This is a genomic window from Sphingomonas sp. Mn802worker (genome assembly GCF_000382485.1).
Classification (GTDB): Bacteria; Pseudomonadota; Alphaproteobacteria; order Sphingomonadales; family Sphingomonadaceae; genus Sphingomonas.
Genome location: NZ_AORY01000012.1, coordinates 238,850 through 265,580, shown reverse-complemented (window position 1 = coordinate 265,580; position 26,731 = coordinate 238,850). Strand labels below are relative to the sequence as shown.

Genomic DNA, 26,731 nt, shown 5'->3' with positions numbered 1-26,731 from the left:
CAAGCATCATCCGGGCTGCCTGGCGAGTGCGGCACAACAGGAGCACGTGAAGCTGTGTACTGAATGCATTCCGAATTCGCGCGGTGGCCTACCGCCCGCGGGGAAGCATGATTTCCGCGCAAAGACCTCCACCATCGCGATTGCTGAGCGCGATCCTGCCGCCGGCTTCCTCAACAATCGCGCGTGCAAGTGCGAGCCCCAGCCCGATGCCACCGGTTTCGCGGTTCCGTGATGTCTCAAGACGCGTGAAGGGGGCGAGCACATCCGCCAGGCGGTCCGCTGGTATGCCCGGGCCGTGATCCGCGACTGAAAGCACGACCGTATCGATCGCCGGCCGCAGCGTCACTTCTGCACCATCGGCGTATTTGATCGCGTTTTCGATTAGGTTCCTGATCGCGCGTCGGATGAGCGATGGGCGCAGGCGGATACGCAGCCGATCGGCTTCCTCGAAGGCGACGTTCGCGCCCAGGTCGCGGAAATCCTCCACTACCGCATCGACCAGGGCGGCAAGATCGACTTCGGTCACCGGCTCGCTCGGCCGCCCCAACCGCGCGAGCGACAGGATGTCGTCAAGTGTGCGGTTCATCTCCGCGATCGTGTCGGCCATGCGCGCGCGATCCTGCTCGTCCTCGACTGACTCGATACGGACACGAAGGGCCGCCAGCGGCGTGCGCAGATCGTGACCGATCGCGCCCAGCATGCGATCCTTCTCGTCGAGCATCGCGGTGACGCGCAGGCGAAGGCCGTTGAACGCCGCGGTAACCGCACGCACGTCGGCGGGACCATCCTCGACGATCGCGACCGGAGCGATGCTGGGATCGAAATCGTGCGCGGCAGACGCGAGTACCCGCAACGGTCGGGAGATACGTCGCGCGATCCACAACACCGCGGCGAGCATGATGGCGTAGAGGATCAGCGTCTGTGCGAACAATCGCCAGAAGATGTAGCCGCCGCCGCCCGGCCACGGTGCAACGATCGACAACCAGCCGCGGCCGGGCTGTTCCACTGCGATCAACAGGCTTTGTCCGTCGCGGCCGAGGCGAACGTCACGATCGTCGGGGTGGAGCGGTGCCGGTTGCAGGCCGGTGTCGATCCGCCCGGCTGAGACGCCCAGATCCTTCAGCTGGTCACGCAACGCGCTCGAGACCTCGGCATGCCGGGGTAGGTCCGGTGGGATTGGGTCGGCCCGGACGCGTCGCACCCGGCCTCGATCGGGGCTGAGCACGCGCCCGGCTTGCTCGCGCTCGAGCGCGTCGGCGATGCGCGTCGCGACAGGGCGGGTCGCCTGCGCGAGACGGAAGTTGGCACGATCGCGCAGCACCAGCGTGAAGTTGATCGCCTGCGCGACGAACAGGGCGACCGCGACGAGCAAGGCCATCTGCCCTGCCAAGCTCCGCGGGCAGCCCGGCCGCCACCGCGCCGTCGCGACGGTCAAAGTCGGGTGACTTCCGCTGAAAGAGCGTAGCCGCCGCCCCACACCGTCTTGATCAACTCGGGATTACGCGGGTCGGGCTCGATCTTCTTGCGCAGCCGGCTGACCTGATTGTCGATCGCGCGGTCGAACGCTGCGGCCTCGCGCCCTTGCGTCAGGTCAAGCAATTGATCGCGGGTCAGCACCTGTCGCGGGCGCTGCACGAGCGCGAGCAGGAGATTGTACTCGCCGGTCGACAGCGCCACCGACACGCCCTCGCGGTCGACCAACGCGCGCTCGCCCGTTTTCAGCACCCAGCCGGCGAAGGCATAGGCACCCGCGTCGGGTGCGTGCTGGCGCGTACCGCCCGCGGCGGTCCGCCGCAGCACCACCTTGATCCGGGCGGCGAGTTCGCGTGGCGAGAACGGTTTCACCACATAATCGTCGGCGCCCATCTCCAGTCCGACGATGCGATCGGTTTCCTCGCTGCGGGCGGTCAGCAGGATAACCGGCGTTTCACTCGTTTCTCGGATATGGCGGCAGAGCGACAGTCCGTCCTCACCCGGCATCATGATGTCGAGGATAACGAGATCGATCGCATAGGCCGCGAGTCGCGCGCGCGCCGCTTCCGCCTCGCCGACCTGGGTGACACGGAAGCCCTGCTTGGTCAGGTATTGCGCAAGCGGCTCGCGGATCGAACGCTCATCGTCGACCAGCAGCAGATGGGGAATGTCGGCCATGATGTCGGCGTCTGACATGTTTCACCGCATCTGTGAAAGGTTGTGACCACCAGCGCGGACGTTCGGATAAGAACATCCGGCTGGCACGCTCACTGTTGTTCGTCACTCGGCGATGTCACGCGCGGGCGATCGCCGTCTGCCATGCGTGCGCGTCGCAGCAGGCGCATCGCTTCCATTTCGCGTGCATCGATGCGCCCGTCATGGTTGGTGTCCGCGCGGTCGAACATCCTCAGCGCACGGTCGCGAAAGGCCTCTCGCGTCATCGGTGGTCGCGCGTCCTCGCCGCCGCTGAACCTGTCGCCCAACGGATCGGAGGGCGCCTGTTCGCCGCGCTCGCCATATACGCGACGATGCGGTCGCGCGGCGCGGCTTTCATCACGGCTCAATTTGCCGTCACCGTCGGTGTCCATTGTAGCGAAGCGACGATCGGCATCCGCAATCACCTCGTCGCGCGTCACCACGCCGTCCCCATTCGCGTCGGCACGCATCAGGCCGGCGCCGCGCATAACTTGCGGGGGTAAAGCTGAAGCCGGCCTAACGTCGCTCGCGCTCGCCGCCTGGCCGCGGCAGCGACGCCTGCGCCACCTGCCAGCATCGTCACGCCCAGAGCGGCGGCGAGAACATGCTTTTTCATCGATGATCCCTCGAACACGGGCGGACGATCCCGACCTGTGTCAATCGGCTAAGGCACCGATGTCGCGTTTGTTTGTCGCAGCCTGCTGCTTTTGTCGCGAAATGTCTCGGAGAGTCGTTCAGCCGAACAGCGCAACCGATTGCATCTGCTCCGCCACCATCTCGCCGTGCGCGTTCCAGATGCCCATCGCTTGCGACGATGATCCGGCCCGCGCGTAATCGGCGTTTGAGCGCAACAGCCACCAGCCGTCCTGCGTCGCCGGCGTCGGGCCAAGCACGTTCAGGATCCACGTCATCGAGCTCATCGGCACGTTACGGCCGAGCAGGCGTAGCGCAGCGGGCGGCAGGCAATCACCGATCGCGATCAACTCGACCATCGGATCGATCCCGTCGCGCTCGTTCAGCCGCGTCCAGCGTAGCCATTCGGCAGGCTTCAGGTTCGAGGCCTCGCGCTGATCGAGGAATTCGAAATTCTGCGTGAAAGGTACGCGTGGATGCCCCTTGAAGGTCGCGTCCTCGACGCCGGGGCGAGGGAAGTCGGGCACAGTGGTGATCTGGTAGTCGACCTCGCTCTCGATGGCGCGCATGAACACGAAGGTGCAGCGCAAGCCCAGGCCGGCTTCGCTCTCGACATCGGCTTGGATGAAGGCAGCGTTCTTGCCCCGGCGCAGCTTGTGCGTGGTGATCAGGATCGCCCCGGAAAGCGGTCCGACGAAACTGACCTGCGCCGATCGCAGCGCAGGAAGATCGGGCTCGGACTGCATCGCGCAGTGAAGCGCGATCGCCGCGGACAATCCACCATAAGCGGTGCGTCCCTGCAACCAGCCGTCCGGGATCGTTCCGCGCCATGCCATCGCGTCGGCGGTAGGCTCCAGCGCGTCTAGCACCTGCTTGAGCGTGGTCATGCGAACTCTCCGGCGACGAGGCGATCGCGCAGCTCACGTTTCAACACCTTGCCGATCGCGCTGCGTGGAAGCTCGTCGGTGCGGTACAGCGCCGACAAGCGCTGCGTCCTGCCCAGCTTCGCGTTGATCGCCGCCAGCACCTCGTCCGCACCTTGCGCCGCGTCACCGCGCGGCACGTAGAAGCCGACCGGTGTCTCGCCCCATTGCTCGGATGCGACACCCACCACCGTGCAGTCGGCGACTTCCGGATGCTCGACCAGCAACGCTTCGATGTCGGACGGGAAGATGTTGAACCCACCCGAGATGATCATGTCCTTCTTGCGATCGGTGAGGATCAGGAAGCCGTCGTTGTCGAAGCGTCCGATATCGCCGTGACGGATGAAGCGATCGCCGTCGGGCGAGAACCACGTGGCGTCAGCCGTTGCCTGTTCGCGCCCATGATAACCGTTCATCATCGCGCCTGATCGTCCGACGACCTCACCCATCTCACCGGAAGCGACCTCAATCCCGTCATCATCGATCAGCCTGATCTCATGTCCGGGCAGCGGGCGACCGACGGTGTGCAGCTTGTCGGGATACTCGGTCGCGTTCAGCGCACAGCTCGCGCCGCCTTCGGTCATGCCGTAATATTCGATCAGCAGCCCTGGCCAGCGCGCCACCACGTCACGCTTCAACGCCGCAGCGAAGGGAGCGGAGGTGCAGGTCTTGAAGCGAAACGCCGACAGGTCGAACCGGTCGAAGTCGGGCAGCGCCATGATCCGCTGGTATTGCACCGGCACCAGCATGGTGTGCGTCGCCCGGTATTGCTCGGCGAGTTCGAGGTAGGCGTGCGCCTCGAACTTCTCCATCAGAACGACGCTGCCGCCCCAGCCGAGCGTCGGCAGGAAGCTGACCAGCGTCGTGTTGGAATAAAGCGGCGTCGCGATCAGCGTCACCGCCTGGTCGAACCCGGCCGCCGTGTTGCGCGACAGATGCTGCCATCGCATTGCGTGGCTCTGCACAATGCCCTTCGGCGTGCCGGTCGTGCCTGACGAATAGATGATGTTGAAGCCGTCGCTCGGCTGCACCGTGACCGGCTTCGGCATTGCGGCTTCCGCGCCGAGCCACGCCGCCAGGTCGTCGAGCAACACGACCTGAGCCGCGAGCGACTGACCATGCAGCGCTTCCGCCGCGGCGGTATCGAGGAAGACGATCGCGGCGCCGCAGTCCGCGATCATCGCCGTGATTTGCTCGGGTGTCGCCGAGGGCTGGATCGGCGCCGCCATCGATCCGGCGCGAAGTGCGCCGAGAAAGACGATCGCCTGTGCGACGCTGGGATGGGCGACCGAGGCTACCGCTTGCCCGGCAACCGTGCCGTCGCGCTGGAGCGCGGCCGCGACGCGATCCATCATCCGATCGAGCTCAAGGTAGCTGATCCTCGTTACGTCGTCGGCGATTGCCAGCTTGTCGGGGCGTTGTTCCGCATGGACGCGGATCAGATCGCTCAATGTGCCGAAATCCTCGGCGAGCAGGGCGGCGATGTCGTGCTCAGCGCTCATATCCGCATCCGCTATGCGAAGCGCCGCGGGAATGCCATACGCATTCTTCGAAAAGACATGGAGTCGGGCGCAATGAAGGGTGCAGTGGCGATCGTGACGGGCGGCGGAACCGGCATCGGCGCGGCGACCGTTCGCCGGCTGGCGGCGCGGGGCGTATCATGCGTCATCAACTACGCCTCAAGCCAGGCGGAGGCGGAGGCGCTTGCGGTCGAAGCAGGGCATGGTGCGATCGCGGTTCAGGCTGATATCGCGGATGATGAAGCCTGCCGCCGGCTTGTTACGGCGGCGAACGATGCGTTCGGCCGGGTCGATTTTCTGGTCAACAATGCCGGTCGTACCAAATTCGCCCTGCATGAGGATCTCGACGCGCTCGACGCTGCGGACTTCCTCGATATCTACCAGCTGAACGTGGTGGCGGCGTTTCAGATGATCCGCGTGTCCGCGCCCATGTTGCGCGCAAGTCCGATGAGCGCTGTGGTGAACGTCGCAAGCGTCGCCGGCGTGTTCGGGATCGGCTCATCCGTCGCCTACGCCGCTTCCAAAGGCGCGCTAATCACCATGACGAAGAGCCTCGCGCGTATTCTCGCGCCCACGATCCGAGTCAACGCGGTCGCGCCGGGCTATGTCGCGACCGGATGGTACGAGCAGCGGCTGGGCGAGGAAGGGTTCGCGCGCCTGAACGCGAAGGTCGCGGCGGCAACGCCGATGGCGTTGGCGACCGGCCCCGATGAAGTCGCCGCGCCGATCGAAGCGCTGCTCGACCCGGCGATGCGGGCGGTCACCGGCGAGGTGATGCTCGTCGACGCCGGTGCGCACCTGGATGTCGGGATGAGCCGCCGGCCGGGGCGCGAGAACTGAGCAGCGAGACGCTTCGTCCTTTGCAGCGCGCCGTGATTATGCCATGAGCAGCCATACCGTTTATTCAGAACGTGGAGACTGACGCGATGGCGACTGCCGCCGAACAGACCCGCCCGGATGCCGCAGGCGGCGACTTCCGCCAGGAAGCGCGCGACTGGATCGGGGCTAATTTCCCGGCCTCGTTGCGCGGCACCGACAATGCGATGTCGGCGATCGAGGGACCCGGCGACGAGACCCCCGATCAGCGGCAATGGCGTGAGGCGATGGGCGCAAAGGGTTGGGGCGTTCCCTCTTGGCCGAAGGAATATGGCGGCGGTGGGCTCGACCGCGCGCAGGCGCGCATCGTTCAGGAGGAACTCGCGCGTGCGGGCGCGTACAACCCGATCGGCGGCATGGGCGTGATGATGTTCGGGCCGACCTTGCTCGAATACGGCACCGAGGAGCAGAAGCGGCAGCACATTCCCGGAATTGTCCGCGGTGAGGTGCGCTGGTGTCAGGGTTATTCTGAGCCGGGTGCGGGGTCGGACCTCGCCTCATTGCAGACCTTTGCCGAGGATATGGGCGATCACTACCTCGTTAACGGGCAGAAGACCTGGACGTCGGGCGGGCAGTGGGCCGACAAATGCTTCGCCCTGGTGCGCACCGACAAGACGCAGAAGCACGCGGGGATCAGCTTCCTGTTGATCGACATGGATGCCGAAGGAGTCGAGACGAAGCCGATACGGCTGATCAGCGGTCAATCGCCCTTCTGTGAGACCTTCTTCACCAACGTCCGCGTGCCGAAGGAAAACCTCGTCGGACAAGAGGGACAGGGCTGGACGATCGGAACGCGCCTGCTCCAGCATGAGCGAAGTTCGCTGTCGGGCGGCAGCGGTTCCGGCAGCCGGATGAATGCGGGCAAGAGCGTGCCCGACATCGCCAGGAAGTATCGCGGGGTCGATGCCGAAGGCCGCCTCGCCGATGCCGACCTGCGCACCCGCATCGTCAAGCACGAAATGGACCAGCGCGCCTTTGCCCTCACGCTGCGCCGCGCCGCCTTGGAAGCGAAGGGCAACGCCGGGCCATCGGCGGCGACATCGATCATGAAGAACGTCGGCGCGCGCATCACGCAGGACCGCGCCGAACTCAACATCGAAATTATGGGCATGCAGGGGCTTGGCTGGGAAGGCGAGGGCTTCAGCGAGGAAGAGCTGACACAGACGCGATCCTGGCTGTGGGGCAAGGCGGTGTCGATCTATGGTGGTTCGTCGGAGATCCAGAACAACGTCATCGCCAAGCGCATCCTGGGCATGCTCGACCACCAGTAATCACGAGGTAGGCGCGGCGGCATCGTACCGTTTGCGTCCGGAGAGGGCCGGGTCGAGGGGGCAGGCGCACCAGAACGCCTTGTCACCTCCCCGGCTTAACTCGCCGCTCACATCATCATCACCGCGCCCACATTCCGAGGAACGACACATGGCCGCTTTGAACGACGAACAGGTGATGTTGCGCGACATGGCGCGCGAGTGGGCCAACAACGAGAGCCCGGTCACCGCTTTCCGCAAGTTGCGCGAGGCCGCACCCGCGACCGGCTTCGATGCCGAGGCTTGGGGTGTGATCGGTCAAATGGGTTGGGCGGGGATCGTTATTTCGGAGGAATATGGCGGCTCGGCGTTTGGCTATCTGTCGCTTGGCCTGGTGGTCGAGCAATTGGGGCGCAACCTGGCGGTGTCGCCGCTGTCATCGACCGCGGTCGCGGCGAGTGCGATCGTGCTGGGCGCATCGGAGGCGGCCAAGCAGCAATGGTTGCCACGGCTGGCCAGCGGCGAGGCGATCGCCACGCTCGCGATCGACGAGGGTGCCATTCACGATTTGTCGGTGCGCTCCGCCGTCGCAGACGGCAGGCTGACCGGCAGCAAGGCGTTCGTTGCGGAAGGGGACGGCGCCGATGTCTTCGTCGTCGCGACGCAGGACGGGCTGTATTTGGTCGAAAAGGGCGAGGACGTGACCGTATCGCCGCGTCGCATGGCCGACAGTCGCAGCCATGCCGAGGTGCGTTTCGACGGTGCGCCGGCCGAGCGACTGGGCGGTACAGCGTTGACGGCAAAGATGGCGGATTATGCGGCGGCGGTGACGGCCGCCGAAATGCTTGGCATGGCGGACAGCGCGTTCCACCAGACACTCGATTATCTGAAGCAGCGGGTTCAGTTCGGTCAGGTGCTCTCGACTTTTCAGGCGCTCCAGCACCGCATGGCGAAGATGTTGACCGAGATCGAGCTGATGCGCTCGACCGTAGAGGGTGCGCTGGAGGCGATCGATGCCGGTCGGTCGGACGTGGATCAGGCGGTCAGCCTTGCCAAGGCGACCGCGGGCGAGACGCTGCGTCTGGTCAGTCGCGAGATGGTGCAATTGTTCGGCGGTGTCGGCATGACCGACGAATATGACGCCGGTCTATATATGAAGCGTGCGGCGGTGCTTGAGGCGATGTGGGGAAATGCTGCGTACCATCGCGACCGTTTTGCCCGGCTCAATGGTTATTGATTCGCCTGGATCAAGCAATCGGTACGCAATTTGTTACGGTAGAGCAGTTACACTGACTTGATCTGACCGACCGAATCCGATCTACTCGAATGTACGGTACGGCGCGCAATAGTGCTGACCGACGGGAGAGGATCAGATGACGAAGCATGTGCTTTTGTCGGCGTGCGCGGCTGCCGCCATTGTCGTGGCGGGACAGGCGGGCGCCCAGACCACCCCTGCCGGGGCGGCGGAGGCAGCGCCGGTGCAGACCACCGACAATGTCGATTCCACCCCTGCCGACATCGTCGTCACTGCGCAGGGGCGCGCGCAGGCGCTCGCCGACGTGCCGGTCGCGATCTCGGCGGTGAACGCCGACAGCCTGGCCTTGTCCGGCGCGAACGACATTCGCCAGCTCAATCAGCTCGCGCCATCGCTGCTCGTCTCGTCGACCGGATCGGAGGCCAATGGCTCGCCACGCATCCGCGGCATCGGAACGGTCGGCGACAATCCGGGGCTGGAAAGCTCGGTGGTGGTATTCGTGGATGGTGTCTATCGATCCCGCGCCGGTATCGGCCTCAACGAACTGGGCGAGATCGACCGGATTGAGGTGCTGCGCGGGCCGCAAGGCACGCTCGGCGGGCGTAACTCATCCGCCGGCCTGATCAGCATCGTCAGCGTCAAGCCGGCCTTCACCTTTGGCGCGAATGGCGAGGCGACGTACGGCAATTATAATTTTGTGCGCTTGGCCGGGGGTGTGACCGGACCGATCGCGGGTGACAAGCTCGCCGCACGCCTCGACGGTGTTTATGTGACCCGGGACGGTTTCTACCGTGATCGAACCAACGGCACGCGTATCAACGATCGCGATCGCTATTTCATCCGTGGACAATTGCTGTTCGAGCCGACCAGCGACATCTCGCTTCGACTGATCGGCGATTACACCAAGCGTAAGGAGGCCTGTTGCGCCGCGACTTACGTCGATCGTACCGTCAACCCGTATATCGGCAATCTCAACAATCCCGCGACACCGCTGACGACCGGGCTTTCGACCGGCAACAACATCGTCAACGTGTTGCGCGACCTGGGCCAGAATCTCGGCGCGCTCAACCAGGGGTATAGCAGGAACGTCTCGGTCTCCCGCGGGCGCAGCTACGCTGGCACGACACAGGATTATGGCTTTTCGGGGCAACTCGACTGGAAGTTCGGTGATACGAATCTCACGTCGATCACCGCCTATCGCGATTATTACAATGCGCAGGGTAGCGACACCGATTATGGCACCGTCGACATCCTCTACAACGCTCCCGACGGCAACAACCGGCGTGGGTTCAAGACCTTCACGCAGGAAGTGCGGCTGAACGGCAGCCTGTTCAACGACCGGCTCGACTGGCTGATCGGCGGATTCTACATCGATGAAAAGTTCAGCGGCCGCAGCAACCTGCGCTTCGGCTCGCAATACGGTCGTTTTGCGACGTGTCGCATCATCTCGGGCGGTGGCTTGGCCGCACTCTACGCGCCCAACAGCACAGGATGCGTCGCGCCGGGCGTCGGACCGGCGACACTGGCGGCGGTTGGCGGCGCGGACGTCGCCAACGGCTTCGTCACGCTCGATGGAATCAACGATCGCGGATCGACGGTCGATCGCTATCGCCAGAACATGAACAGCTTCGCGGCGTTCACGCACAACATCATCCACGTCACCTCGAATATCGATCTGACGCTTGGCCTGCGCTACACGACCGAGCGGAAACGCTTCGCCGCCACTTTCGGCAACGATAACACCGGCTGCGTCGCCTTGCAGCAGACGTTGACCGACGAGGCGAACATCACCGCAGCGCAGATCGCAGCAACGCCGGCGCTTGCGACCAGACGTGCGCTGGCGCAGGCGCTGATCGGGCTAGGCTGCCAGGGCAATTCGACTGCGGAGCTGAACGGCGTCAGCATCCGCGATCGTCGCTCGGAAGACCAGCTGACCGGCACTGCGATCCTGTCATGGAAACCGATCGACGACCTGCTGATCTACGGCAGCTATTCGCGCGGCTACAAGGCGGGTGGCTTCAACTTTGATCGCTCCGCACTCAAGGCGCCGTTGCAGGTGTCGAACGGGCAGATCACGACGACCTTCGCCTCGCTTGGCGGCGCGCAGGCGCTGGTCAGCAACCTTCAGTTCGATCCGGAGAAGGTCAACGCCTATGAGATCGGCGCCAAATACGCGACCGGTCCGTTCTCGCTGTCGATCGCCGGGTTCCGGCAGGAGTTTAGCAGCTTCCAGCTCAACACCTTCGACGGCACCGTCTTCATCGTGCAGAACGTCAACGGTTGTTCGAGCAGCCTGAACGGGGGAGACCGCGATCAGAACATCTTCACCGGCGCATCAAATTACAACGCGGCGGCCGCGTCGACCGGAGCCTGCGCGCGTGACAACGTCGGATACGGCGTCGTATCGCAAGGCGTCGAACTCGAGGCCACGCTGGTGCCGGCACGCGACTTCCGCTTCACCGCGGGCCTGACCTATGCCGACACCAAGTATCGCGACAATCTGGTCGGGTCGAACAGCGGCGCTCCGCTGAACCCGGCGCTGCGCAAGCTGCCCGGCGACAATCTGTCGAACGCGCCGCAAGTGGTCGTGACCGCGTCGGCCGCCTGGACACCCGAGATCGGCAGCAGCGGGTGGTCGATGCTATTCTACGGCGATACGCGCCTTAGCAGCGATTATAACACCGGGTCCGACCTCTTCCCGCAAAAGGAGCAGGATGGGTTCGCGCTGGTCAACGCACGCGTCGGTGTGCGCGCACCCAAGCAGCGGATATCGATCGAATTGTGGGCGCAGAACCTGCTCAACAAGAATTATGCGCAGGTCGCCTTCAATTCACCGTTCCAGCAGGGGGCGAGCACGGCGAGCTTCCAGGACCCGGTCTATCCCGGCGGGCGGCAGTTGTTCTCCCAGTTTCTTGCCGAGCCGAGAACATATGGTGTGACGTTACGCGGCCGCTTCTAACGCGCCGGCTAATCTCTGCAAAGGGTGCGTCGTGCAGGTCCTGCACGGCGCCCTTTTGAGTTGGCGCATGATGAGACGAGCATATCCTATGTGATTGTATTTATTCGTTTCATCCGGCTTCGTTACTGGATCGATGTGACCTGACCCGCTAGCCTGCTGACAGATGGACGGGGAGCAGCGCGGTGGAACTGAATCGGCCCGAGATCGCAGATACGCTGGCATTGAAGCGACGCGGTGTTACCCTCGCGCTGCTAACGCTGACATACTTCTTCAGTTTCATGGACCGGCAGATACTTGCCATTCTGCTGGAGGCGATCAAGCTCGACTTGAAGCTGTCTGACACGCAGCTTGGATTATTGTCGGGGCTGGTGTTTGCGATCTTCTACGCAACGCTCGGCATCCCGATCGCACGACTGGCGGATCGCACCAGTCGCCGCCGCATCATCGCCGTGAGCCTGGGCATATGGAGCGTCATGACTGCGCTGTCCGGTATGGCGCAGAATTTCACGCAGTTGATGTTCGCGCGTATCGGCGTCGGCGTCGGCGAGGCGGGTGCCGGGCCGCCGAGCCATTCGATCATCGCCGATCTGTACCCGCCGGAGAAACGGGCTTCGGCGATGGCGATCTACTCGCTCGGCGTGCTGCTGGGCGGCGGTTTGGGCATGATGATCGGCGGCATCGTCGCACACGCGTATAATTGGCGCGTGGCCATGATGGTCGTCGGCTTGCCCGGTGTCATCCTCGCGTTCGTCGTCTGGCTGTTCCTCGCCGAGCCGCGCCGCGGCCTGTCCGATGCGCAACGTGCGATGGACGCGCCGGCTGCGATGCCGTCACTGTGGGAGGGGACCGCTGCGATGTGGCGCGACCGCGCCGCGCTCCACCTCGTGGTGGCGGTGACGCTTACCTCGTTGATCGGATATGCGCTGACGGGATGGGGGCCGAGCTACATGCAGCGATCGCTCGGCATGTCGATGCTCGACGTATCGCGATACGTCGCGCTGCCCGCCGCGATCATCGGGTCGACCTCCGCGTTGCTCGGCGGTGTGGCCGCGGACCGCGCGGCGAAGCGATATGGTCTCCACGCGCAGAGCTGGGTGGTGGCTGCGTTCAAGGTGGTCGCATTTCCGTTCGCGGTCGGTTTCTACTTCGTCGACGATCCCCGCCTGGCGCTCGCCAGCTACTTCATTGCGGCGTTGTTTGCGGGCGCCTATCTGGGCCCATCCTTTGCGCTGATCCAGCACCTTGCGCCGATCCGGTTGCGTAGCGTCTGGGCTGCGTTGACGTTGTTGGTGATTAATCTGGTCGGGCTTGGATTGGGTCCCTTCCTTGTCGGGCGGGTGAGCGACATGCTTGCTCCGGCCTATGGTGCGCAGTCACTGCGTTGGGCGATGTTGTCCGTCGCCTTGCTGACGCCCGTCGCGATCCTCGCCTATTGGCGCGCAGGAGTGCTCCTGAAGCGGCAGCCGACATGAAGTGACCAAGATCGCCTCCAATCGCTTATTTCATTTCTGAAAAGGTCATGATAGCAGACCAGTTCATCACTGCTGGGGGGCGGTTGCGATGAGCGAAGCAGTTCTACCGGTTCAATATTGGCGACCAAGCGCGGCATTGTCGCCGTTCGTCACCGGCTATCATCTATATCACGCGGCGCTGCCGCCCGGCCTGACGCTGCAGGACGTCTTCCTGCCCGGCGTGGCGTCGATCCAGGTCACGTTGCATGAAACGCCGGCCTGGTCGCTTCGAATGGGTGCGCGGACGTTCGATCCGATGCCGGGCGCGGCGTTCGTCGGCCCGACCAGTTGCGCCGGGCATCTGTCGGCACAGGGCGGCACGATGGTCGGCGTCGGTTTGAAGCCGCTTGGCTGGGCACAATTGTTCGGCGGCAACGTGTCGCGCTATTCCAACCGCGTCGCGGCGCTGTCCCAGCTCGACAGCGGTGCTGCGCAACTGCACGATGCGCTGGAACATAGCGACCGCCCCGATGTGGTGTTCGAGCGCTGGCTTGAGGCGCGCCTGCACCGGCGACCGCCGGTCGACCCGCGCATTGGCAAGCTCTTCGCGATACTCGAGGAAGGTCGTGAGACGCGGATCGATGTGATCGCCGACATGCTGGACACCAGCCCGCGTTCGCTTGCAACCATGACGCGGCAATCGTTCGGGTTCACCCCCAAGCTGATGCTGCGCCGGACGCGGTTCGTGCGGGCGTTGACCGCGATGCTGATCGATCCCGATCGCGGCCCGGCGGCATTGAAGGCGAGCGGCTATTACGATCGTTCGCACTTCCTGCGCGACAGCCACCTGTTTCTCGGCTGTTCGGTGCGTGATTTCGCGCGACGCCGGGGTCCGCTCAATCAGATCGCGCTGCGGGTCCGACAAAAGGTGCTGGGTCCGCTCGTCTGAAGCGGATCGTGCAATGGTGGTGCAAGGCTTCGGGTGGCCGCTACAGCACGCGGTCGTCGAACATGCCGAACATCAGCGTCGACGCATAGAAGGCGATCGCCCGGTCGCGCGGCATCGACCACGCCCATTTGCGCATGTCGAAGGCTGCGTTGAGCAAGGCCATCGTCGCCTGCGCGGCGATCAGGCTGTCGACCGAGCGGATCGTGCCCTCGGTCATCCCGTCAGAGATCGTGCCCGCGAACCGGCGTGCGATTCGGTTGGAGCGTTCCACCATCGCGTCGCGCGTGTCATAGGGCAGGCCGCTCAACGCGGTCGTCCGCAACAGCGAGCCGTGCTCGGAGAATTGGACGTCGAGTAAGCCCGCAACCGTGTCGCACAGGCGCTGCCATTGCGTCCCGCCGCGCTCGTCGGCCTGGCGCTGCGCCGCGGCGATCGTATCGAAACTGCGGCGATAGCAGGCCGCGACCAGATCGTCCTTCGCGTCTAGGTGATGGTAGAAGCTGCCCTTGGTCACGTTCAGCTCCGACGCGATCCGCTGCACGCTGGCCCCGCGGTAGCCGAGTTCGTTGATCAGGCGCGTCGCCGCGAGCAGGAACGCCTCGCGCCCGGGCATCGGATCGTCGTGACCGAGCGCAACCGGACGCGGCGTCCATTGCGCGGCGGGTACGGCGACGCCGTGGCGAAAGATGTCGATCAGGCGATCGCACGCGCGCGGCCATTGGTCGACGTCGTAACGCGGCAACCACACCGGCATCCAGAACGTGTTTTCCAGCAGGACATGTGCGCGGGCGCTTGCCAGATCGGTGTGCGTGCGCCCGGTCGGCTGGCCCCAGAGCGCGCGCGTGCGCCTGAACACCTCACGCCATCCCGCCATCAATCTTGTGCGCACCGGGTCCTCGGTCGCGCGCAGGTCGGAAAGGACGGCGAACGGCTTCTCCTCGCCGCGTTCGATCCGCGCAAGCCGGGCCATGTTAAGTTTCAGGTACGCCTCAATCCGCTCGGCAGGCGTGTCGGCCTCCGTCGCCTCGTCGAGCATCCGCAACAGATAGTCGAGCGTATGTTCGAACGCGGCGGCGGCGAGGTCCTCCTTGCGCTTGAAATAGTAGGTCACGCTGGTCGTGTTCAGCCCGACGCGTCGCGCGACATCGGCGAAGGTCATGCCCTTCGCGCTTTGCTCGTTGATCGCCTCGGCGGCGGCGGCCAGGATCGCGTCGCGCTTCTCGCGGAAACGCCGTGTGCTGGTGGCTTCGTCTGCTCGGGTGTCCCCCATCGTCGGACTGTAGCAAAAGCTTTTCGAAGAACCAGTCCCTTTGTGCACGCGCGCGCCAGCGAAGCCTACGCAGGTGCGATTAGATGGTCGCGGCGCTTTACCGAACAAACGGTATGGCCTAAGCCCGCGTCAAACGGCAGACAGGCGGAGGGACAAGATGGATTTCACCCTGAGCGAGCGCGAGACCTATTTTCGCGACCGCGTGAAGGCGTTCATCGACGCCGAGATCGCGCCGCGCAATCACGAATATCACCAGCAGTCGCACCAGGGCGAGCGCTGGAAAGTCATTCCGGTGATCGAGGAGGTGAAGGCAAAGGCCAAGGCCGCGGGGCTTTGGAATTTCTTCATGCCGCCGCATTCGGGGCAGACCCACGTCGACGAAACGTTCGAGTTCGAGGGAACGCAACTGACCAACCTCGAATATGCGCTGTGCGCCGAGGAGATGGGCAAGATCGGCTGGGCGAGCGAATGCTTCAACTGCTCAGCGCCCGACACCGGCAACATGGAAGTGCTGCACCGCTACGGCACGCTGGAGCATAAGGAGCGCTGGCTTCGCCCGCTGATGAACGGCGTAATCCGTTCGGTTTTCCTGATGACGGAGCCGCAGGTCGCATCGTCCGACGCGACCAACATCGAGACGCGGATCGAGCGCGACGGCGATCATTACGTCATCAACGGCCGCAAATGGTGGTCGTCGGGCGTCGGCGACCCACGCTGCAAGATCGCGATCCTGATGGGAAAGACAAGCTTCGAGGGATCACGGCATCAGCAGCAAAGCCAGATACTCGTGCCGATGGATACGCCGGGTGTCAGGATCGAGCGGATGTTGTCGGTCTACGGCTACGACCATGCACCGCACGGGCACGGCGAGGTCGTGCTGACCGATGTGCGGGTACCGGTCGAGAACGTGCTGCTGGGGGAGGGGCGCGGGTTCGAGATCGCGCAGGGACGGCTTGGGCCGGGTCGCATCCACCATTGCATGCGTACGATCGGGGTCGCGGAGACGGGGATCGAAGCGATGGCCAAGCGGCTGGTCAGCCGTGTCGCGTTCGGCAAGCGGATCGCAGATCACAGCGTGTGGGAAGAACGGATCGCGCGCGCGCGGATCGATATCGAAATGACGCGGCTATTGTGCCTCAAGGCCGCTGACACGATGGACAAGGCGGGCAACAAGGCCGCGCAACTCGATATCGCGATGATCAAGGTGCAGGCGCCGAGCATGGCGCTCAAGATCCTTGACGACGCGGTACAGGCGCACGGCGGCGCCGGCGTGTCGGATGATTTCGGCTTGGCGCACGCCTGGGCGAACCAGCGTACCTTGCGGCTGGCCGATGGCCCCGACGAGGTCCATGCTCGCTCGATCGCGCGCAACGAGTTCGGCAAATACGCCGAGTGGAAGATCGATCGCCCGTCGAACGACGCCGCACCCGCTTTCTCAAGCGGCGACGTCGGCGTCAGCCGGTGAAGCTTGAAGCGCCCGCGTCGATGTGGCGCGGGCACGTATCTGCGACCGGTAGCAGGCCGGCGCGTCACAGGAGAGGGTGAGCCGTGAAAGCCGCCGTTCTGTTCGAAACCAAGTCCCCGCTCCAAATCGAGGACGTCGACGTCGCCAAGCCCCGCGCGCACGAGGTGCTGATCCGCACGCTCGCCTGCGGGGTATGCCGCTCCGACCTGCACTTCGTCGACGGGGCCTATCCGCACCCGCTGCCTGCCATCCCTGGCCACGAGGCGGCGGGCGTGGTCGAGGCGGTCGGCGAGGAGGTTCGCACCGTGAAGCCGGGCGATCATGTCGTGACCTGCCTGTCGGCGTTCTGCGGTCACTGCGAATTTTGCATCACCGGGCGCATGTACCTGTGCGTGTCGGGTGAGACGCGGCGGTCGTCGCGCGACGAGCCGCGATTGCGACTGGCGAACGGCGGTACGGTGCAGCAGATGCTAAATTTGTCGGCCTATGCCGAGATGATGCTGGTGCATGAGCATGCCTGCGTGGCGATCGACCGCGACATGCCGCTCGACCGCGCCGCACTGATCGGTTGCGCGGTGACGACCGGCGCAGGCGCGGTGTTCAATGCGACCGATGTGTCGCCGGGCGAAACGGTCTGCGTGGTGGGGTGCGGCGGGATCGGCCTCGCCGCGGTGAATGCCGCGAAAATCGCGGGCGCGGGCAAGATCATCGCGCTCGATCCCGTACCCGAGAAGCGGGCGGTGGCCGAGAAGCTTGGCGCCACCCATACGCTCGATCCTCTGAGCGACACCGCAGTCGCCGAGGTAGTGGAGATCACCAAGGGCGGCGTCCACCACGCGATCGAGGCGGTCGGCCGGCCGCAATCCGCCGCCACGACTGTGGGTGTGCTGCGTCGCGGCGGCACCGCGACGATCCTCGGCATGATGCCGCTTGGCGAGAAGGTGGGGCTGTCGGCGATGGACCTGTTGTCGGGCAAGCGGCTGCAGGGCGGGTTCATGGGGTACAACCGCTTTCCGGTCGACATACCCCGGCTGGTCGACTTCTACCTGCGCGGGCAGCTCGACCTTGACGCGATCATCGCCGATCGCCTGCCGCTCGCCCAGATCAATCGCGCCTTCGACGAATTGCGCAAGGGCGACACGACCCGCAGTGTGATCGTGTTCGATCAGTGAGCGAGTTGCAGACCGACATCGCCGACCGCGACCGGCTCGACACCGAGCGGCTGTCGGCGTGGATGCGCGCCAACGTTCCCGGGTTCAAGGGACCGCTCGACTATGCCAAGTTCTCGGGCGGGCAATCAAATCCGACCTACAAGCTGACCACGCCGACGGCGAGCTATGTACTGAGGCGAAAGCCGATGGGTGACCTGTTGCCGAGTGCGCATCAGGTCGACCGTGAATACCGTGTCATGGCCGCACTGCACCCGACCGGCTTTCCCGTGCCGCGCCAATACGGCTTGTGCGAGGATGCGGGGGTGATCGGCTCGGCCTTCTACGTGATGGAGATGGTCGAGGGGCGGACGATCTGGGACGGCGGGATGCCCGATCTCTCGCCGGCGCAGCGGCGCGAGCATTACCATGCGATGATCGACACGCTCGCCGATCTGCACAACACCGATTACGAGAAGATCGGCCTCGGCGACTTCGGTCGCCCCGGCAATTATTTTGAGCGTCAGGTCGGACGCTGGACCAAGCAATATCGTGGGGCCGAAACCGAGCACATGCCCGCGATGGAAGCGCTGATCGATTTCCTTCCGCGCACGATCCCTAGGCAGACGCGTACGTCGATCGTTCACGGCGACTACCGCGTCGACAACATGAAGTTCGCGCCCGGCAGCGACGGCCGGGTCGTCGCGGTGCTCGACTGGGAGCTATGCACGCTTGGTGACCCGACGGCCGACCTGACTTATTATCTGATGAGTTGGGTGACCGAACCCGAGGGGCGGTCGGGCGTGCAGGGGCTGACCGGTCCCGACACCGGCATCCCGACGCTGGAGGAGATGGTCGAGCGGTACTGCGCGCGCACCGGGCGCGACGGCCTGCCGCAACTAGACTGGTATTTTGCCTTCAACCTCTTTCGCCTCGCCAGCATCGTGCAGGGGATCAAGAAGCGTTTCCTGATCGGCACTGCGTCCAGCGCGCGCGCCGAGGAGATGAGCGCGCGCGTTCCGATGCTCGCCGACGCGGCGCTGACCTTCGCTCGCAGGGCGGGCGCCTGACTCAGGAGGAGACATCGATGTCGCTGTTCGATCTGACCGGCAAGGTCGTGCTCATCACCGGTTCCTCGCGCGGGATCGGCAAGGCGTCGGCCATCGCCTGCGCCGCGCAGGGTGCGAAGGTCGTCATCTCCAGCCGCAAGCAGGACGCGTGCGACGCGGTCGCGGCCGAGATCAATGCGGGCTTTGGCGAAGGCACGGCGATCGCGGTCGCTGCCAACATCTCCGACAAGGCAGCCTTGCAGCATCTGGTCGATGAGACCCGCCGCGGGTTCGGGCGGATCGACGTGCTGGTCTGCAACGCGGCGTCGAACCCCTATTACGGCCCGCAGGCCGGCATCCCCGACGATCAGTTCCGCAAGATCCTCGATAACAACATTATTTCCAATCACTGGCTGATCAGCATGGTGGTGCCCGAGATGCGGGAGCGAAGGGACGGCTCGATCGTCATCGTGTCCTCGATCGGGGGCTTGCGCGGTTCGACCGTGATCGGCGCTTATTGCATCAGCAAGGCGGCGGACATGCAGCTCGCCCGCAACCTCGCGCACGAATATGGCCCGGACAACATCCGCGTAAACTGCATCGCGCCGGGCCTGATCAAGACCGACTTCGCCAAGGCATTGTGGGACGACGAGGCAAAGGTTGCCGAGCGCAACGCGACCACGCCGCTGCGCCGCATCGGTGAGCCCGAAGAGATTGCGGGTGCGGTCGTCTATCTGGCCAGCGCGGCGAGCGCGTTCATGACCGGTCAGACGATGGTGATCGACGGCGGCGTCACGATCTGATCCGCGACAGGGGGTAAAGGCATGGCACGCTTCACCGACAAATCGATCATCGTTACCGGTGCGGGCTCGGGCATCGGTCGCGCCGCCGCGACGCTGTTCGCCGCGGAAGGCGCGCGCGTCGTCGTCGCCGACCTGAGCGAGGGGGCGGAGGACACCGCGCGGCTGATCCGCGAGGCCGGCGGCATCGCCGAGGCGATCCGCATGGATGCGGGTAACGAGCAGGACGTGATCCGTACCGTCGCGCTGGCGTGCGATGCGTTTGGCGGGTTGGACGTCATGTTCGCTAACGCGGGTATCTCGGGCGGGATGGCGAACATCTTCGACACCGACGTGGCGCTCATCACCGAGGTGCTGCGCGTGAACCTGATCGGGCCGTTTCTGGCGGTAAAGCATGCCGGAGCAAGGATCGCAGAGCGAGGTGGGGGTGCCATCATCCTGACGGCCAGCGTGGCGGGCATCCGATCGGGTGCGGGGTCGCCGGCCTATTCGGCATCGAAGGCGGGCGTCATCAACCTGGCGATGGTGTCGGCGCAGCAATTGTCGGGCGCAAACGTCCGCGTCAACGCGATCTGCCCCGGCCTGACCGAGACCGGCATGACCAAGCCGACGTTCGACTATGCGCGCGACGCGGGCAAGCAGGATCGGCTGGGCCGGCTCAACCCGCTGCGTCGGGGAGCCCAGCCCGAGGAGCTCGCCAAGGTCGCGCTGTTCCTCGCCAGCGACGACGCCAGCTACGTCAACGGGCAGGCGATCGCGGTCGACGGCGGCTTGTCATCGAGCCACCCGGTGACAAAGCAGGAATACGGTCGCACCGCCGTCTGATTTGGAACGCGGCACCAGCCGGTCGGTTTGAATGGGTGAACAAGCAAAGGTTTACCCATGGCCGACCCGATCCGCTATTCGCCCGATCTTGAAAATGTGAAGCCTGACGAGGCCGAGACGGTTGACCGGCTCAACGAGCAGTTCGACATTATTCTCGAGACGACGCACGAGGATTACGGTCATGCGGTCCGTTCGGTGCATGCGAAGGCGCACGCGATCGTCGAGGGGACGCTGACGGTGCACGCGGACCTGCCTGCCGAGCTCGCGCAGGGACTGTTCGCGACGCCGGGCGAGCACCCGGTGTTCATGCGCTTTTCGACCAATCCCGGCGACATCCTGAGCGATGCGATCTCGCTGCCGCGCGGCCTTGCGATCAAGGTGATGGACGTTGACGGTGAACGTTTGCCGGACGCCGAAGGTCGCGCGCAGGACTTCGTGATGGTGAATGGTCCGGTCTTTCAGGCGAAGGATGCCGACAAGTTCCTGGGCAACCTGAAGCTGCTCGCGCGCACGACCGACAAGGCGGAAGGCGCGAAGATCGCCTTGTCGAGCGTGCTGCGCGGTATCAACACCGCTCTGACCGCCGTGGGTGTCGAGAGCGCCGCGATCCGCTCGCTTGGCGGCGCGCCCAACGTCGATCCGATCGGCGAGACCTATTACAGCGCCACGCCGTTCCGCTACGGCGACTATGTCGCGAAGTTCAAGCTGGTGCCGGTCGCGCCGGCGCTGAAGGAGCGGACCGGTGCCATTATCGACGCATCGGGTTGTCCCGACGCGATCCGCGAGACCTTGCAGCAGGAGTTGCGCGACATCGCCGGTGAGTGGGAGTTCCGCGTCCAGTTGCAACGCGACACCGACAAGCAGCCGATCGAGGACCCGACGGTGGAGTGGACCGAAGAGGACGCGCCCTCCGTCACCGTCGCGACGATCCGCACCAAGGCGCAGGACAGCTGGGACGAGGCGCGCGTCCGACGCGTGAACGAGGAACTGCGCTTCAGCATCTGGACCGGGCTCGCCGCGCACCGGCCGCTCGGCAACATCAACCGGTCGCGTAAGGACGTGTACAAGCACAGCGCCGATTTCCGCGCCCGCGCCAACGGCTGCCCGATCCGCGAGCCGGCGTAACGAAAGCCTCGGATCGCGCCTGAGCGGGGGCGCGACCCTTCCGGCTCAGGCGCGGTTCGCCGCCGACAGCACCGCACGGACGCTTGCCGTCGCAATGTCGCTGTCGATGCCGACGCCCCACAATGTGCGGCCGTCGGCGGCGCGGCATTCGAGATATGCCACCGCCTGCGCGGTCGCACCGTGTCCGATTGCATGTTCGGCATAGTCGATCACGTCTAGGTCGGGACCCGTTGTCTCCGCCAGCGCGGCGATGACGCCCGAGATCAGCCCGTTACCGCGGCCAGAAATTGATTGCTCCTCGCCATCGACGGTCATGCGCCCGACGAACAATCGGTCGCCAGACGCGCCTGTCTCTTCGTAATCGCGCAGCACGAAGCGGTCACTCCCGCCGGGCAGGTAGGTTGCCTCGAACCGACCCCATATGTCGATCGCGTTCAACTCCCGGCTGGTCTCGTCGGCGAGCGCCTGGACGTGGCGGCTGAAATCGGCCTGCAACCGCTTGGGCAGGCGCAGGCCCTTGTCCTGTTCGATCACCCAGGCGACACCGCCCTTGCCCGATTGCGAGTTGACCCGGATCACCGCTTCGTAGCTGCGCCCGAGGTCGGCGGGGTCGATCGGCAGGTACGGCACCTCCCAGAGGTCGTCATTGCGGGTAGCCTGTGCGGCAAATCCCTTCTTGATCGCGTCCTGATGCGAGCCCGAGAAAGCGGTGAAGACCAGATCGCCGGCGTACGGCGTGCGCGGATGGACCGGCAGGTTGGTGCAATAATCGACCGTCTTCACGATGCCATCGATGTCCGACAGGTCGAGACGCGGGTCGACGCCTTGCGTGTACATGTTGAGCGCGACGGTCACGAGGTCGCAATTGCCGGTCCGCTCGCCATTGCCGAGCAGGCAACCCTCGACACGATCGGCGCCTGCCATCATGCCAAGCTCGGCCGCCGCGACGCCCGTGCCGCGGTCATTGTGCGTGTGGAGCGAGATCACCACTGCTTCGCGGTTGGGGATATGCCGAGCGAACCACTCGATCTGGTCGGCATAGACATTGGGCGTCGCGCACTCGACGGTCGCGGGCAGGTTGAAGATGATCGGTCGTTCAGGGGAAGGGCGCAGCACCTCCATGACCGCGGCGCACACCTCGACCGAGAAGTCGAGTTCGGCCGTCGAGAAGGTTTCGGGGCTGTACTCGAACTGCCAGTCGGTACCCGGCCGCTTCGCTGCCTCGTCGCGCAGGATCGTCGCGCCGTCGACCGCGATCTGCCGTACCTCTGCGCGCGACATACCGAAAACGATACGGCGCCATGCCGGGCTGACCGCATTATAGAGGTGGACGATCGCGCGGGGGGCGCCTTCCAGGCTGCGGAAGCTCGTCTCGATAAGGTCGCGGCGTGACTGTGTGAGCACCTGCAACGTCACGTCATCGGGCACGCGGCCCGACCGGACCAGACCCGAGATGAAGTCGAACTCGGTCGCGCCGGCGCTTGGGAAGCCGACCTCGATCTCCTTCAGACCCACCTTGACCAGCAGGTCGAAGAAGCGCGTCTTCTTTTCCGCGTCCATCGGGTCGATTAGCGCCTGATTGCCGTCGCGCAGGTCGGTCGAAAGCCAGCGCGGCGCTTGGCTGATCGTTTTCGACGGCCATTGGCGGTCGGGCAGGTCGATGGTCGGAAAGGGACGGTATTTGGTCGATGGATCGCGCAACATGGCTCGGCTCTCTGCTGGGGAGTGTCGGCTGGCCCTTAGGCGCGGGTGGCGCGGTTACCCGCGCACGGTCGAGAACGCGCCTAAGGGCGCGTAAGTCGAAGAAGGAGGCCGCGGGTGCTCATCTGGGCGACGTCTTGGCGGGTGTTTGCGGCACTGTCCACCCCTCGCGGTCGGGCGGGCGCTCCATCGGTCCCCCGCCAAATGGCGCGAACTAAGTGCCTGATCGAGGTCAAGCCCTTCATCTCCCGGCAACTTCTGCCGAATAGGCCGGTCGCAAGGAGCCCGTGCCATGCTGCAACTCGTTTATATCTCATCGGTCGCGCAGCGCGCGGACCTGTCCGCCATCCTTGCGACCTCACGCCTGAACAATCGTCGCGACGGGATCACCGGGCTGCTCTACTCGGACGGGGTGCGTTTCCTGCAGGCGCTGGAGGGGCCGCGCGAGGCCGTCGAGAGCGCCTATGAGCGGATCAGGCAGGACCCGCGACACCACGCGCTCGTGATCCTGTCGCGTCGCGAGGTCGACGCGCGAGAGTTCGGCGAATGGGCGATGGCCGAGCGGCGCGTCGGCGAGGAAGGGGATCAGTTCTGCGCCCGCGTCGACCAACTGCTGGCCAACACGAGCGCGAATGTCCGCGCGACGTTCGACAGCTTCATCAAGCTGCGCCGCGCGGCGTAAAAGCGGGGCGGGCAGTGTCGGCCCGCCCGCCCTATTCAGGCCGTGAAGGCCGCGTGAATCGTCAGATTGACGGTGTCCGAGACGACAGGTGCGTAGGCGCCGACGCCGAAGTCGCTACGCTTGATCTGCCCCTTGGCGGTAAAGCCGAGGTTGAGTTTCTTGCTCATCGGATTGTCGCCCGCGCCGACGAAGGTGACGTCGAGCGTGACCGGCCTGGTCTGATCCTTGATCGTCAGATTGCCGGTCATGGTCGCGCTGTTCGCGCCCTTCGGCACGATGCGGGTCGAGACGAAGCGCGCCGTCGGGTATTGGGCGGCGTTGAAGAAGTCGCCGGACTTCAGGTGCTTGGCGAAGGGCGCTGCGGTGACCGAGAGATCGTCGATGTTGAAGGTCACGTCGACCTTGGTCGCCGCCGGCTTCTTCGGATCGATCGTGATCGAGCCTGTGCTCGCGCCGAACTGCCCCTCGAGCATCGAGAAGCCCATGTGGTTGACCTGCCAGCTGACCTGCGTGTGCGCGGGGTCGACCTGATAGGTGCCGGCGGGAACGCGCGACGCGATCGGCTGTCCGGGCTGCTGCGGCGTGGTCGCGATCTGCGCGATGGCGGGAACGGAGACGAGCGCCAGCGTGGCGGCGGCGAGGTGACGGATGCGCATGGTCGTGTGAAACTCCCTGTTGACGGGCGTGATCCAACCACAACCGCGGCTTCAAGGGAACATGGCGCGGCCGAAACGATCAGTTTCGCTCGCTCAGCCGGCGTCGTCCTCGAGTTCCTTCGACCCTTGCGGCAGGATATCGTACCTGATGCGCACCCAGACACCCAGCAGCGGCTGACCGCCCTTGCGCGGGGGGCGGATCAGGAACTGCCACGCCGCCTGCCGTACCGCGCCGGCGATCCGCGAGCCCGGCGTCTCGCCCAGCTCGCGACAATCGTCGACGTGGTAGCGCGCGATCGTGCGGCACGCGATCACGCCCCAGCCAAGTTTACCGGCAGGGATATAGGTCGCCATCTCCGCGCGGGTCGGCCGGCGGTACCATTCGGCGGCGTACATCGGTTCGCCCCCCGGTCCGGTACCGATGCTGGGGTCGCCCCCTTCGTCACCGGCAGACGCGACCTGCGTGCCGTTGCCCGCGCCCGCGGTGCCTTTGATCTTGCCGATGTTCGAGGCGGCGTAGTCCGACTGGCTGAGCACGAGCACGCCGGGCAGGTGGAGCGCGACGGGCGGGGGCGGCACGATCGGGGCCTCCCGCGGCTGGGTGACCGTGCGTGGTTGCGGTGAGGCAGCGGTCGGCGCCGCGGCGCGGGTGCGCGTGACCGTGCGCTTGCTCGCTTCCGAGGAACCGAGCGGGGTTACGTTGAAGGTCGTCAGCCGTCGTCCGTCGCCGGGCTCGGTCCGCCGGTATCCGCCCAGCCCGAGCAGCGCGAGGATGATCGCGGCGGCGATGCCGAGCGCGAGCGCCCAGGACGCGGCGCGACCGCCACGCGACGCACGCGCGTCGTACGACAATGACCGGTACGACGCCGCGCTCATGACCGGTCGCCCCTACGCCCGCGCATCCGCCGCGGCAACGGGGCCGCGGCGGCTTTTTCCATCAGGGTTCGGGTCGGCTCAGTTCTTCGCCTTGTCGACCAGCTTGTTCGCGCCGATCCACGGCATCATCGCGCGCAGTTCGGCACCGACCTTTTCGATCGGGTGCGCGGCGGCGGCCTTGCGCGCAGCCTTTAGTTCGGGCTGACCGGCGCGGTTGTCGAGGACGAAGTTCTTGACGAAGCGACCCGCCTGGATGTCGGCGAGGACGCGCTTCATCTCAGCCTTGGTCTCGTCGGTGATGATGCGCGGGCCGGTCGTGATGTCGCCGTACTCGGCGGTGTTCGAGATCGAGTAGCGCATGTTGGCGATCCCGCCCTCGTACAGCAGGTCGACGATCAGCTTGGTCTCGTGCAGGCACTCGAAATAGGCCATCTCCGGCGCGTAGCCCGCCTCGACCAGCGTCTCGAACCCCGCCTGGATCAGGTGGGTGATGCCGCCGCACAACACCGCCTGCTCGCCGAACAGGTCGGTCTCGCATTCCTCCTTGAAGTTCGTCTCGATGATGCCCGAGCGACCGCCGCCGACCGCCGAGGCGTAGGCGAGGGCGAGGTCATGCGCGTTGCCGCTCGCGTCCTGCTCGACCGCGATCAGGCAGGGAACGCCGCCGCCACGAACATATTCGGAGCGGACGGTGTGGCCTGGACCCTTGGGCGCGATCATGATGACGTCGATGTCGGCAGGCGCCTCGATCAGGCCGAAGTGGATGTTCAGCCCGTGCGCGAACGCGATCGCGGAGCCGGCGCGCATGTTGCCCTTCAGGTCGTTCTCCCAGATGCCGGCCTGATGCTCGTCGGGGGCGAGGATCATGACGAGGTCGGCCCAGGCGGCGGCGTCCTTGTTGCTCATCACGGTGAAGCCGGCGTCCTGCGCCTTCTTCGCGGTCGCCGAGCCCTCGCGCAGCGCGATCGCCACGTCCTTGACGCCCGAATCGCGCAGGTTCTGCGCGTGCGCGTGGCCCTGGCTGCCATAGCCGACGATCGCGATCTTCTTGCCCGTGACGAGGTTCAGGTCGGCGTCCTGATCGTAATAGACACGCATGATAAACTCCCTTTGATCGTGAAAGCGCTGCTCGGGCCGAGCACCGCGGGAAAT

General features: G+C 65.2%; 23 protein-coding genes. 13 read left to right on the top strand and 10 right to left on the bottom strand.

Annotation, left to right across the window (positions count from 1 at the left end):
* Positions 1-88: 88 nt before the first annotated feature.
* The 5 genes from SMN802W_RS0111250 to SMN802W_RS0111230 form a co-directional block, all read right to left on the bottom strand.
* A complete protein-coding gene (locus tag SMN802W_RS0111250) occupies positions 89-1,378 on the bottom strand; it encodes a sensor histidine kinase (protein ID WP_019517010.1) in 1,290 nt (429 codons plus the stop codon).
* A 53-nt stretch (positions 1,379-1,431) separates the two neighbouring features.
* The gene (locus SMN802W_RS0111245; RefSeq protein ID WP_026326032.1) at positions 1,432-2,151 is read right to left on the bottom strand and encodes a response regulator; all 720 of its coding nucleotides are present in this window, start codon (positions 2,149-2,151) and stop codon (positions 1,432-1,434) included.
* Between the two features lie 89 nt (positions 2,152-2,240).
* Complete coding sequence (locus tag SMN802W_RS16940) at positions 2,241-2,639, bottom strand: hypothetical protein (protein WP_162140019.1); 399 nt, start codon at positions 2,637-2,639, stop codon at positions 2,241-2,243.
* Positions 2,640-2,903: 264 nt separating this feature from the next.
* Positions 2,904-3,689 carry a thioesterase family protein gene (locus SMN802W_RS0111235; RefSeq protein WP_019517007.1) on the bottom strand — a complete coding sequence of 262 codons (786 nt, stop codon included), beginning with the start codon at positions 3,687-3,689 and terminating at the stop codon, positions 2,904-2,906.
* Entirely contained in the window at positions 3,686-5,227 is a 1,542-nt protein-coding gene (locus SMN802W_RS0111230; RefSeq protein ID WP_026326031.1) for a class I adenylate-forming enzyme family protein, read from the bottom strand. The genes SMN802W_RS0111235 and SMN802W_RS0111230 overlap by 4 nt, the downstream gene beginning before the upstream one ends.
* 72 nt (positions 5,228-5,299) lie before the next feature.
* Here SMN802W_RS0111230 and SMN802W_RS0111225 point away from each other — a divergent pair, with 72 nt between their 5' ends.
* The 6 genes from SMN802W_RS0111225 (at position 5,300) to SMN802W_RS0111200 (ending at position 13,982) form a co-directional block, all read left to right on the top strand.
* Positions 5,300-6,085, top strand: a complete 786-nt coding sequence (locus tag SMN802W_RS0111225; RefSeq protein WP_026326030.1) for an SDR family NAD(P)-dependent oxidoreductase — start codon at positions 5,300-5,302, stop codon at positions 6,083-6,085.
* A gap of 86 nt (positions 6,086-6,171) precedes the next feature.
* Positions 6,172-7,392, top strand: a complete 1,221-nt coding sequence (locus tag SMN802W_RS0111220; protein ID WP_026326029.1) for an acyl-CoA dehydrogenase family protein — start codon at positions 6,172-6,174, stop codon at positions 7,390-7,392.
* A 148-nt stretch (positions 7,393-7,540) separates the two neighbouring features.
* Positions 7,541-8,605 (top strand): acyl-CoA dehydrogenase family protein, encoded by a 1,065-nt coding sequence (locus tag SMN802W_RS0111215; protein ID WP_019517003.1) that lies wholly within the window; start codon positions 7,541-7,543, stop codon positions 8,603-8,605.
* A gap of 136 nt (positions 8,606-8,741) precedes the next feature.
* Entirely contained in the window at positions 8,742-11,582 is a 2,841-nt protein-coding gene (locus tag SMN802W_RS0111210; protein ID WP_019517002.1) for a TonB-dependent receptor, read from the top strand.
* Between the two features lie 182 nt (positions 11,583-11,764).
* Positions 11,765-13,054 carry a spinster family MFS transporter gene (locus SMN802W_RS0111205; RefSeq protein ID WP_019517001.1) on the top strand — a complete coding sequence of 430 codons (1,290 nt, stop codon included), beginning with the start codon at positions 11,765-11,767 and terminating at the stop codon, positions 13,052-13,054.
* Between the two features lie 88 nt (positions 13,055-13,142).
* Positions 13,143-13,982: an AraC family transcriptional regulator gene (locus SMN802W_RS0111200; RefSeq protein ID WP_083925732.1), complete on the top strand. Its 840-nt coding sequence runs from the start codon at positions 13,143-13,145 to the stop codon at positions 13,980-13,982.
* A 40-nt stretch (positions 13,983-14,022) separates the two neighbouring features.
* Here the strand turns inward: SMN802W_RS0111200 and SMN802W_RS0111195 are convergent, their stop codons facing one another.
* Positions 14,023-15,252, bottom strand: coding sequence for a TetR/AcrR family transcriptional regulator (locus tag SMN802W_RS0111195; RefSeq protein ID WP_019516999.1), 1,230 nt, complete (start codon positions 15,250-15,252; stop codon positions 14,023-14,025).
* A gap of 157 nt (positions 15,253-15,409) precedes the next feature.
* Here SMN802W_RS0111195 and SMN802W_RS0111190 point away from each other — a divergent pair, with 157 nt between their 5' ends.
* From SMN802W_RS0111190 to SMN802W_RS0111165, 6 genes are all read left to right on the top strand, one after another.
* Positions 15,410-16,717, top strand: coding sequence for an acyl-CoA dehydrogenase family protein (locus tag SMN802W_RS0111190; RefSeq protein ID WP_019516998.1), 1,308 nt, complete (start codon positions 15,410-15,412; stop codon positions 16,715-16,717).
* A gap of 83 nt (positions 16,718-16,800) precedes the next feature.
* On the top strand, positions 16,801-17,889 hold the full coding sequence (locus SMN802W_RS0111185; protein ID WP_019516997.1) for a Zn-dependent alcohol dehydrogenase: 1,089 nt from the start codon (positions 16,801-16,803) through the stop codon (positions 17,887-17,889).
* 62 nt (positions 17,890-17,951) lie between these two features.
* On the top strand, positions 17,952-18,935 hold the full coding sequence (locus SMN802W_RS0111180; RefSeq protein ID WP_083925756.1) for a phosphotransferase family protein: 984 nt from the start codon (positions 17,952-17,954) through the stop codon (positions 18,933-18,935).
* Positions 18,936-18,952: 17 nt separating this feature from the next.
* Complete coding sequence (locus tag SMN802W_RS0111175; RefSeq protein ID WP_019516995.1) at positions 18,953-19,717, top strand: SDR family NAD(P)-dependent oxidoreductase; 765 nt, start codon at positions 18,953-18,955, stop codon at positions 19,715-19,717.
* 21 nt (positions 19,718-19,738) lie between these two features.
* The gene (locus SMN802W_RS0111170) at positions 19,739-20,539 is read left to right on the top strand and encodes an SDR family NAD(P)-dependent oxidoreductase (RefSeq protein ID WP_019516994.1); all 801 of its coding nucleotides are present in this window, start codon (positions 19,739-19,741) and stop codon (positions 20,537-20,539) included.
* Between the two features lie 57 nt (positions 20,540-20,596).
* On the top strand, positions 20,597-21,664 hold the full coding sequence (locus SMN802W_RS0111165; protein ID WP_019516993.1) for a catalase family protein: 1,068 nt from the start codon (positions 20,597-20,599) through the stop codon (positions 21,662-21,664).
* Positions 21,665-21,709: 45 nt separating this feature from the next.
* On the opposite strand, the gene leuA is transcribed toward SMN802W_RS0111165, so the two are convergent.
* Complete coding sequence (gene leuA, locus SMN802W_RS0111160; RefSeq protein WP_019516992.1) at positions 21,710-23,368, bottom strand: 2-isopropylmalate synthase; 1,659 nt, start codon at positions 23,366-23,368, stop codon at positions 21,710-21,712.
* A gap of 289 nt (positions 23,369-23,657) precedes the next feature.
* Between leuA and SMN802W_RS0111155 the strand changes: the two genes are divergently transcribed.
* Positions 23,658-24,047, top strand: coding sequence for a BLUF domain-containing protein (locus tag SMN802W_RS0111155; RefSeq protein WP_019516991.1), 390 nt, complete (start codon positions 23,658-23,660; stop codon positions 24,045-24,047).
* Between the two features lie 35 nt (positions 24,048-24,082).
* Here SMN802W_RS0111155 and SMN802W_RS0111150 read toward each other — a convergent pair whose 3' ends face one another.
* The 3 genes from SMN802W_RS0111150 to ilvC all read right to left on the bottom strand — a co-directional run bounded on the left by SMN802W_RS0111150 (position 24,083) and on the right by ilvC (position 26,731).
* Positions 24,083-24,703: a YceI family protein gene (locus SMN802W_RS0111150; RefSeq protein ID WP_019516990.1), complete on the bottom strand. Its 621-nt coding sequence runs from the start codon at positions 24,701-24,703 to the stop codon at positions 24,083-24,085.
* A gap of 93 nt (positions 24,704-24,796) precedes the next feature.
* Complete coding sequence (locus tag SMN802W_RS0111145; RefSeq protein WP_019516989.1) at positions 24,797-25,579, bottom strand: hypothetical protein; 783 nt, start codon at positions 25,577-25,579, stop codon at positions 24,797-24,799.
* Positions 25,580-25,657: 78 nt separating this feature from the next.
* Positions 25,658-26,731, bottom strand: coding sequence for a ketol-acid reductoisomerase (gene ilvC, locus SMN802W_RS0111140; RefSeq protein ID WP_443208871.1), 1,074 nt, complete (start codon positions 26,729-26,731; stop codon positions 25,658-25,660).

What these genes read in the sequence shown, in the direction of transcription:
- SMN802W_RS0111250 (WP_019517010.1), bottom strand. Translation starts at nt 1,378, where the DNA reads ATGGCCTTGCTCGTCGCGGTCGCCCTGTTCGTCGCGCAGGCGATCAAC.
- SMN802W_RS0111245 (WP_026326032.1), bottom strand. Translation starts at nt 2,151, where the DNA reads ATGGCCGACATTCCCCATCTGCTGCTGGTCGACGATGAGCGTTCGATC.
- SMN802W_RS16940 (WP_162140019.1), bottom strand. Translation starts at nt 2,639, where the DNA reads ATGCGTGCCGACGCGAATGGGGACGGCGTGGTGACGCGCGACGAGGTG.
- SMN802W_RS0111235 (WP_019517007.1), bottom strand. Translation starts at nt 3,689, where the DNA reads ATGACCACGCTCAAGCAGGTGCTAGACGCGCTGGAGCCTACCGCCGAC.
- SMN802W_RS0111230 (WP_026326031.1), bottom strand. Translation starts at nt 5,227, where the DNA reads ATGAGCGCTGAGCACGACATCGCCGCCCTGCTCGCCGAGGATTTCGGC.
- SMN802W_RS0111225 (WP_026326030.1), top strand. Translation starts at nt 5,300, where the DNA reads ATGAAGGGTGCAGTGGCGATCGTGACGGGCGGCGGAACCGGCATCGGC.
- SMN802W_RS0111220 (WP_026326029.1), top strand. Translation starts at nt 6,172, where the DNA reads ATGGCGACTGCCGCCGAACAGACCCGCCCGGATGCCGCAGGCGGCGAC.
- SMN802W_RS0111215 (WP_019517003.1), top strand. Translation starts at nt 7,541, where the DNA reads ATGGCCGCTTTGAACGACGAACAGGTGATGTTGCGCGACATGGCGCGC.
- SMN802W_RS0111210 (WP_019517002.1), top strand. Translation starts at nt 8,742, where the DNA reads ATGACGAAGCATGTGCTTTTGTCGGCGTGCGCGGCTGCCGCCATTGTC.
- SMN802W_RS0111200 (WP_083925732.1), top strand. Translation starts at nt 13,143, where the DNA reads ATGAGCGAAGCAGTTCTACCGGTTCAATATTGGCGACCAAGCGCGGCA.
- SMN802W_RS0111195 (WP_019516999.1), bottom strand. Translation starts at nt 15,252, where the DNA reads ATGGGGGACACCCGAGCAGACGAAGCCACCAGCACACGGCGTTTCCGC.
- SMN802W_RS0111190 (WP_019516998.1), top strand. Translation starts at nt 15,410, where the DNA reads ATGGATTTCACCCTGAGCGAGCGCGAGACCTATTTTCGCGACCGCGTG.
- SMN802W_RS0111180 (WP_083925756.1), top strand. Translation starts at nt 17,952, where the DNA reads ATGCGCGCCAACGTTCCCGGGTTCAAGGGACCGCTCGACTATGCCAAG.
- SMN802W_RS0111175 (WP_019516995.1), top strand. Translation starts at nt 18,953, where the DNA reads ATGTCGCTGTTCGATCTGACCGGCAAGGTCGTGCTCATCACCGGTTCC.
- SMN802W_RS0111170 (WP_019516994.1), top strand. Translation starts at nt 19,739, where the DNA reads ATGGCACGCTTCACCGACAAATCGATCATCGTTACCGGTGCGGGCTCG.
- SMN802W_RS0111165 (WP_019516993.1), top strand. Translation starts at nt 20,597, where the DNA reads ATGGCCGACCCGATCCGCTATTCGCCCGATCTTGAAAATGTGAAGCCT.
- leuA (WP_019516992.1), bottom strand. Translation starts at nt 23,368, where the DNA reads ATGTTGCGCGATCCATCGACCAAATACCGTCCCTTTCCGACCATCGAC.
- SMN802W_RS0111155 (WP_019516991.1), top strand. Translation starts at nt 23,658, where the DNA reads ATGCTGCAACTCGTTTATATCTCATCGGTCGCGCAGCGCGCGGACCTG.
- SMN802W_RS0111150 (WP_019516990.1), bottom strand. Translation starts at nt 24,703, where the DNA reads ATGCGCATCCGTCACCTCGCCGCCGCCACGCTGGCGCTCGTCTCCGTT.
- SMN802W_RS0111145 (WP_019516989.1), bottom strand. Translation starts at nt 25,579, where the DNA reads ATGAGCGCGGCGTCGTACCGGTCATTGTCGTACGACGCGCGTGCGTCG.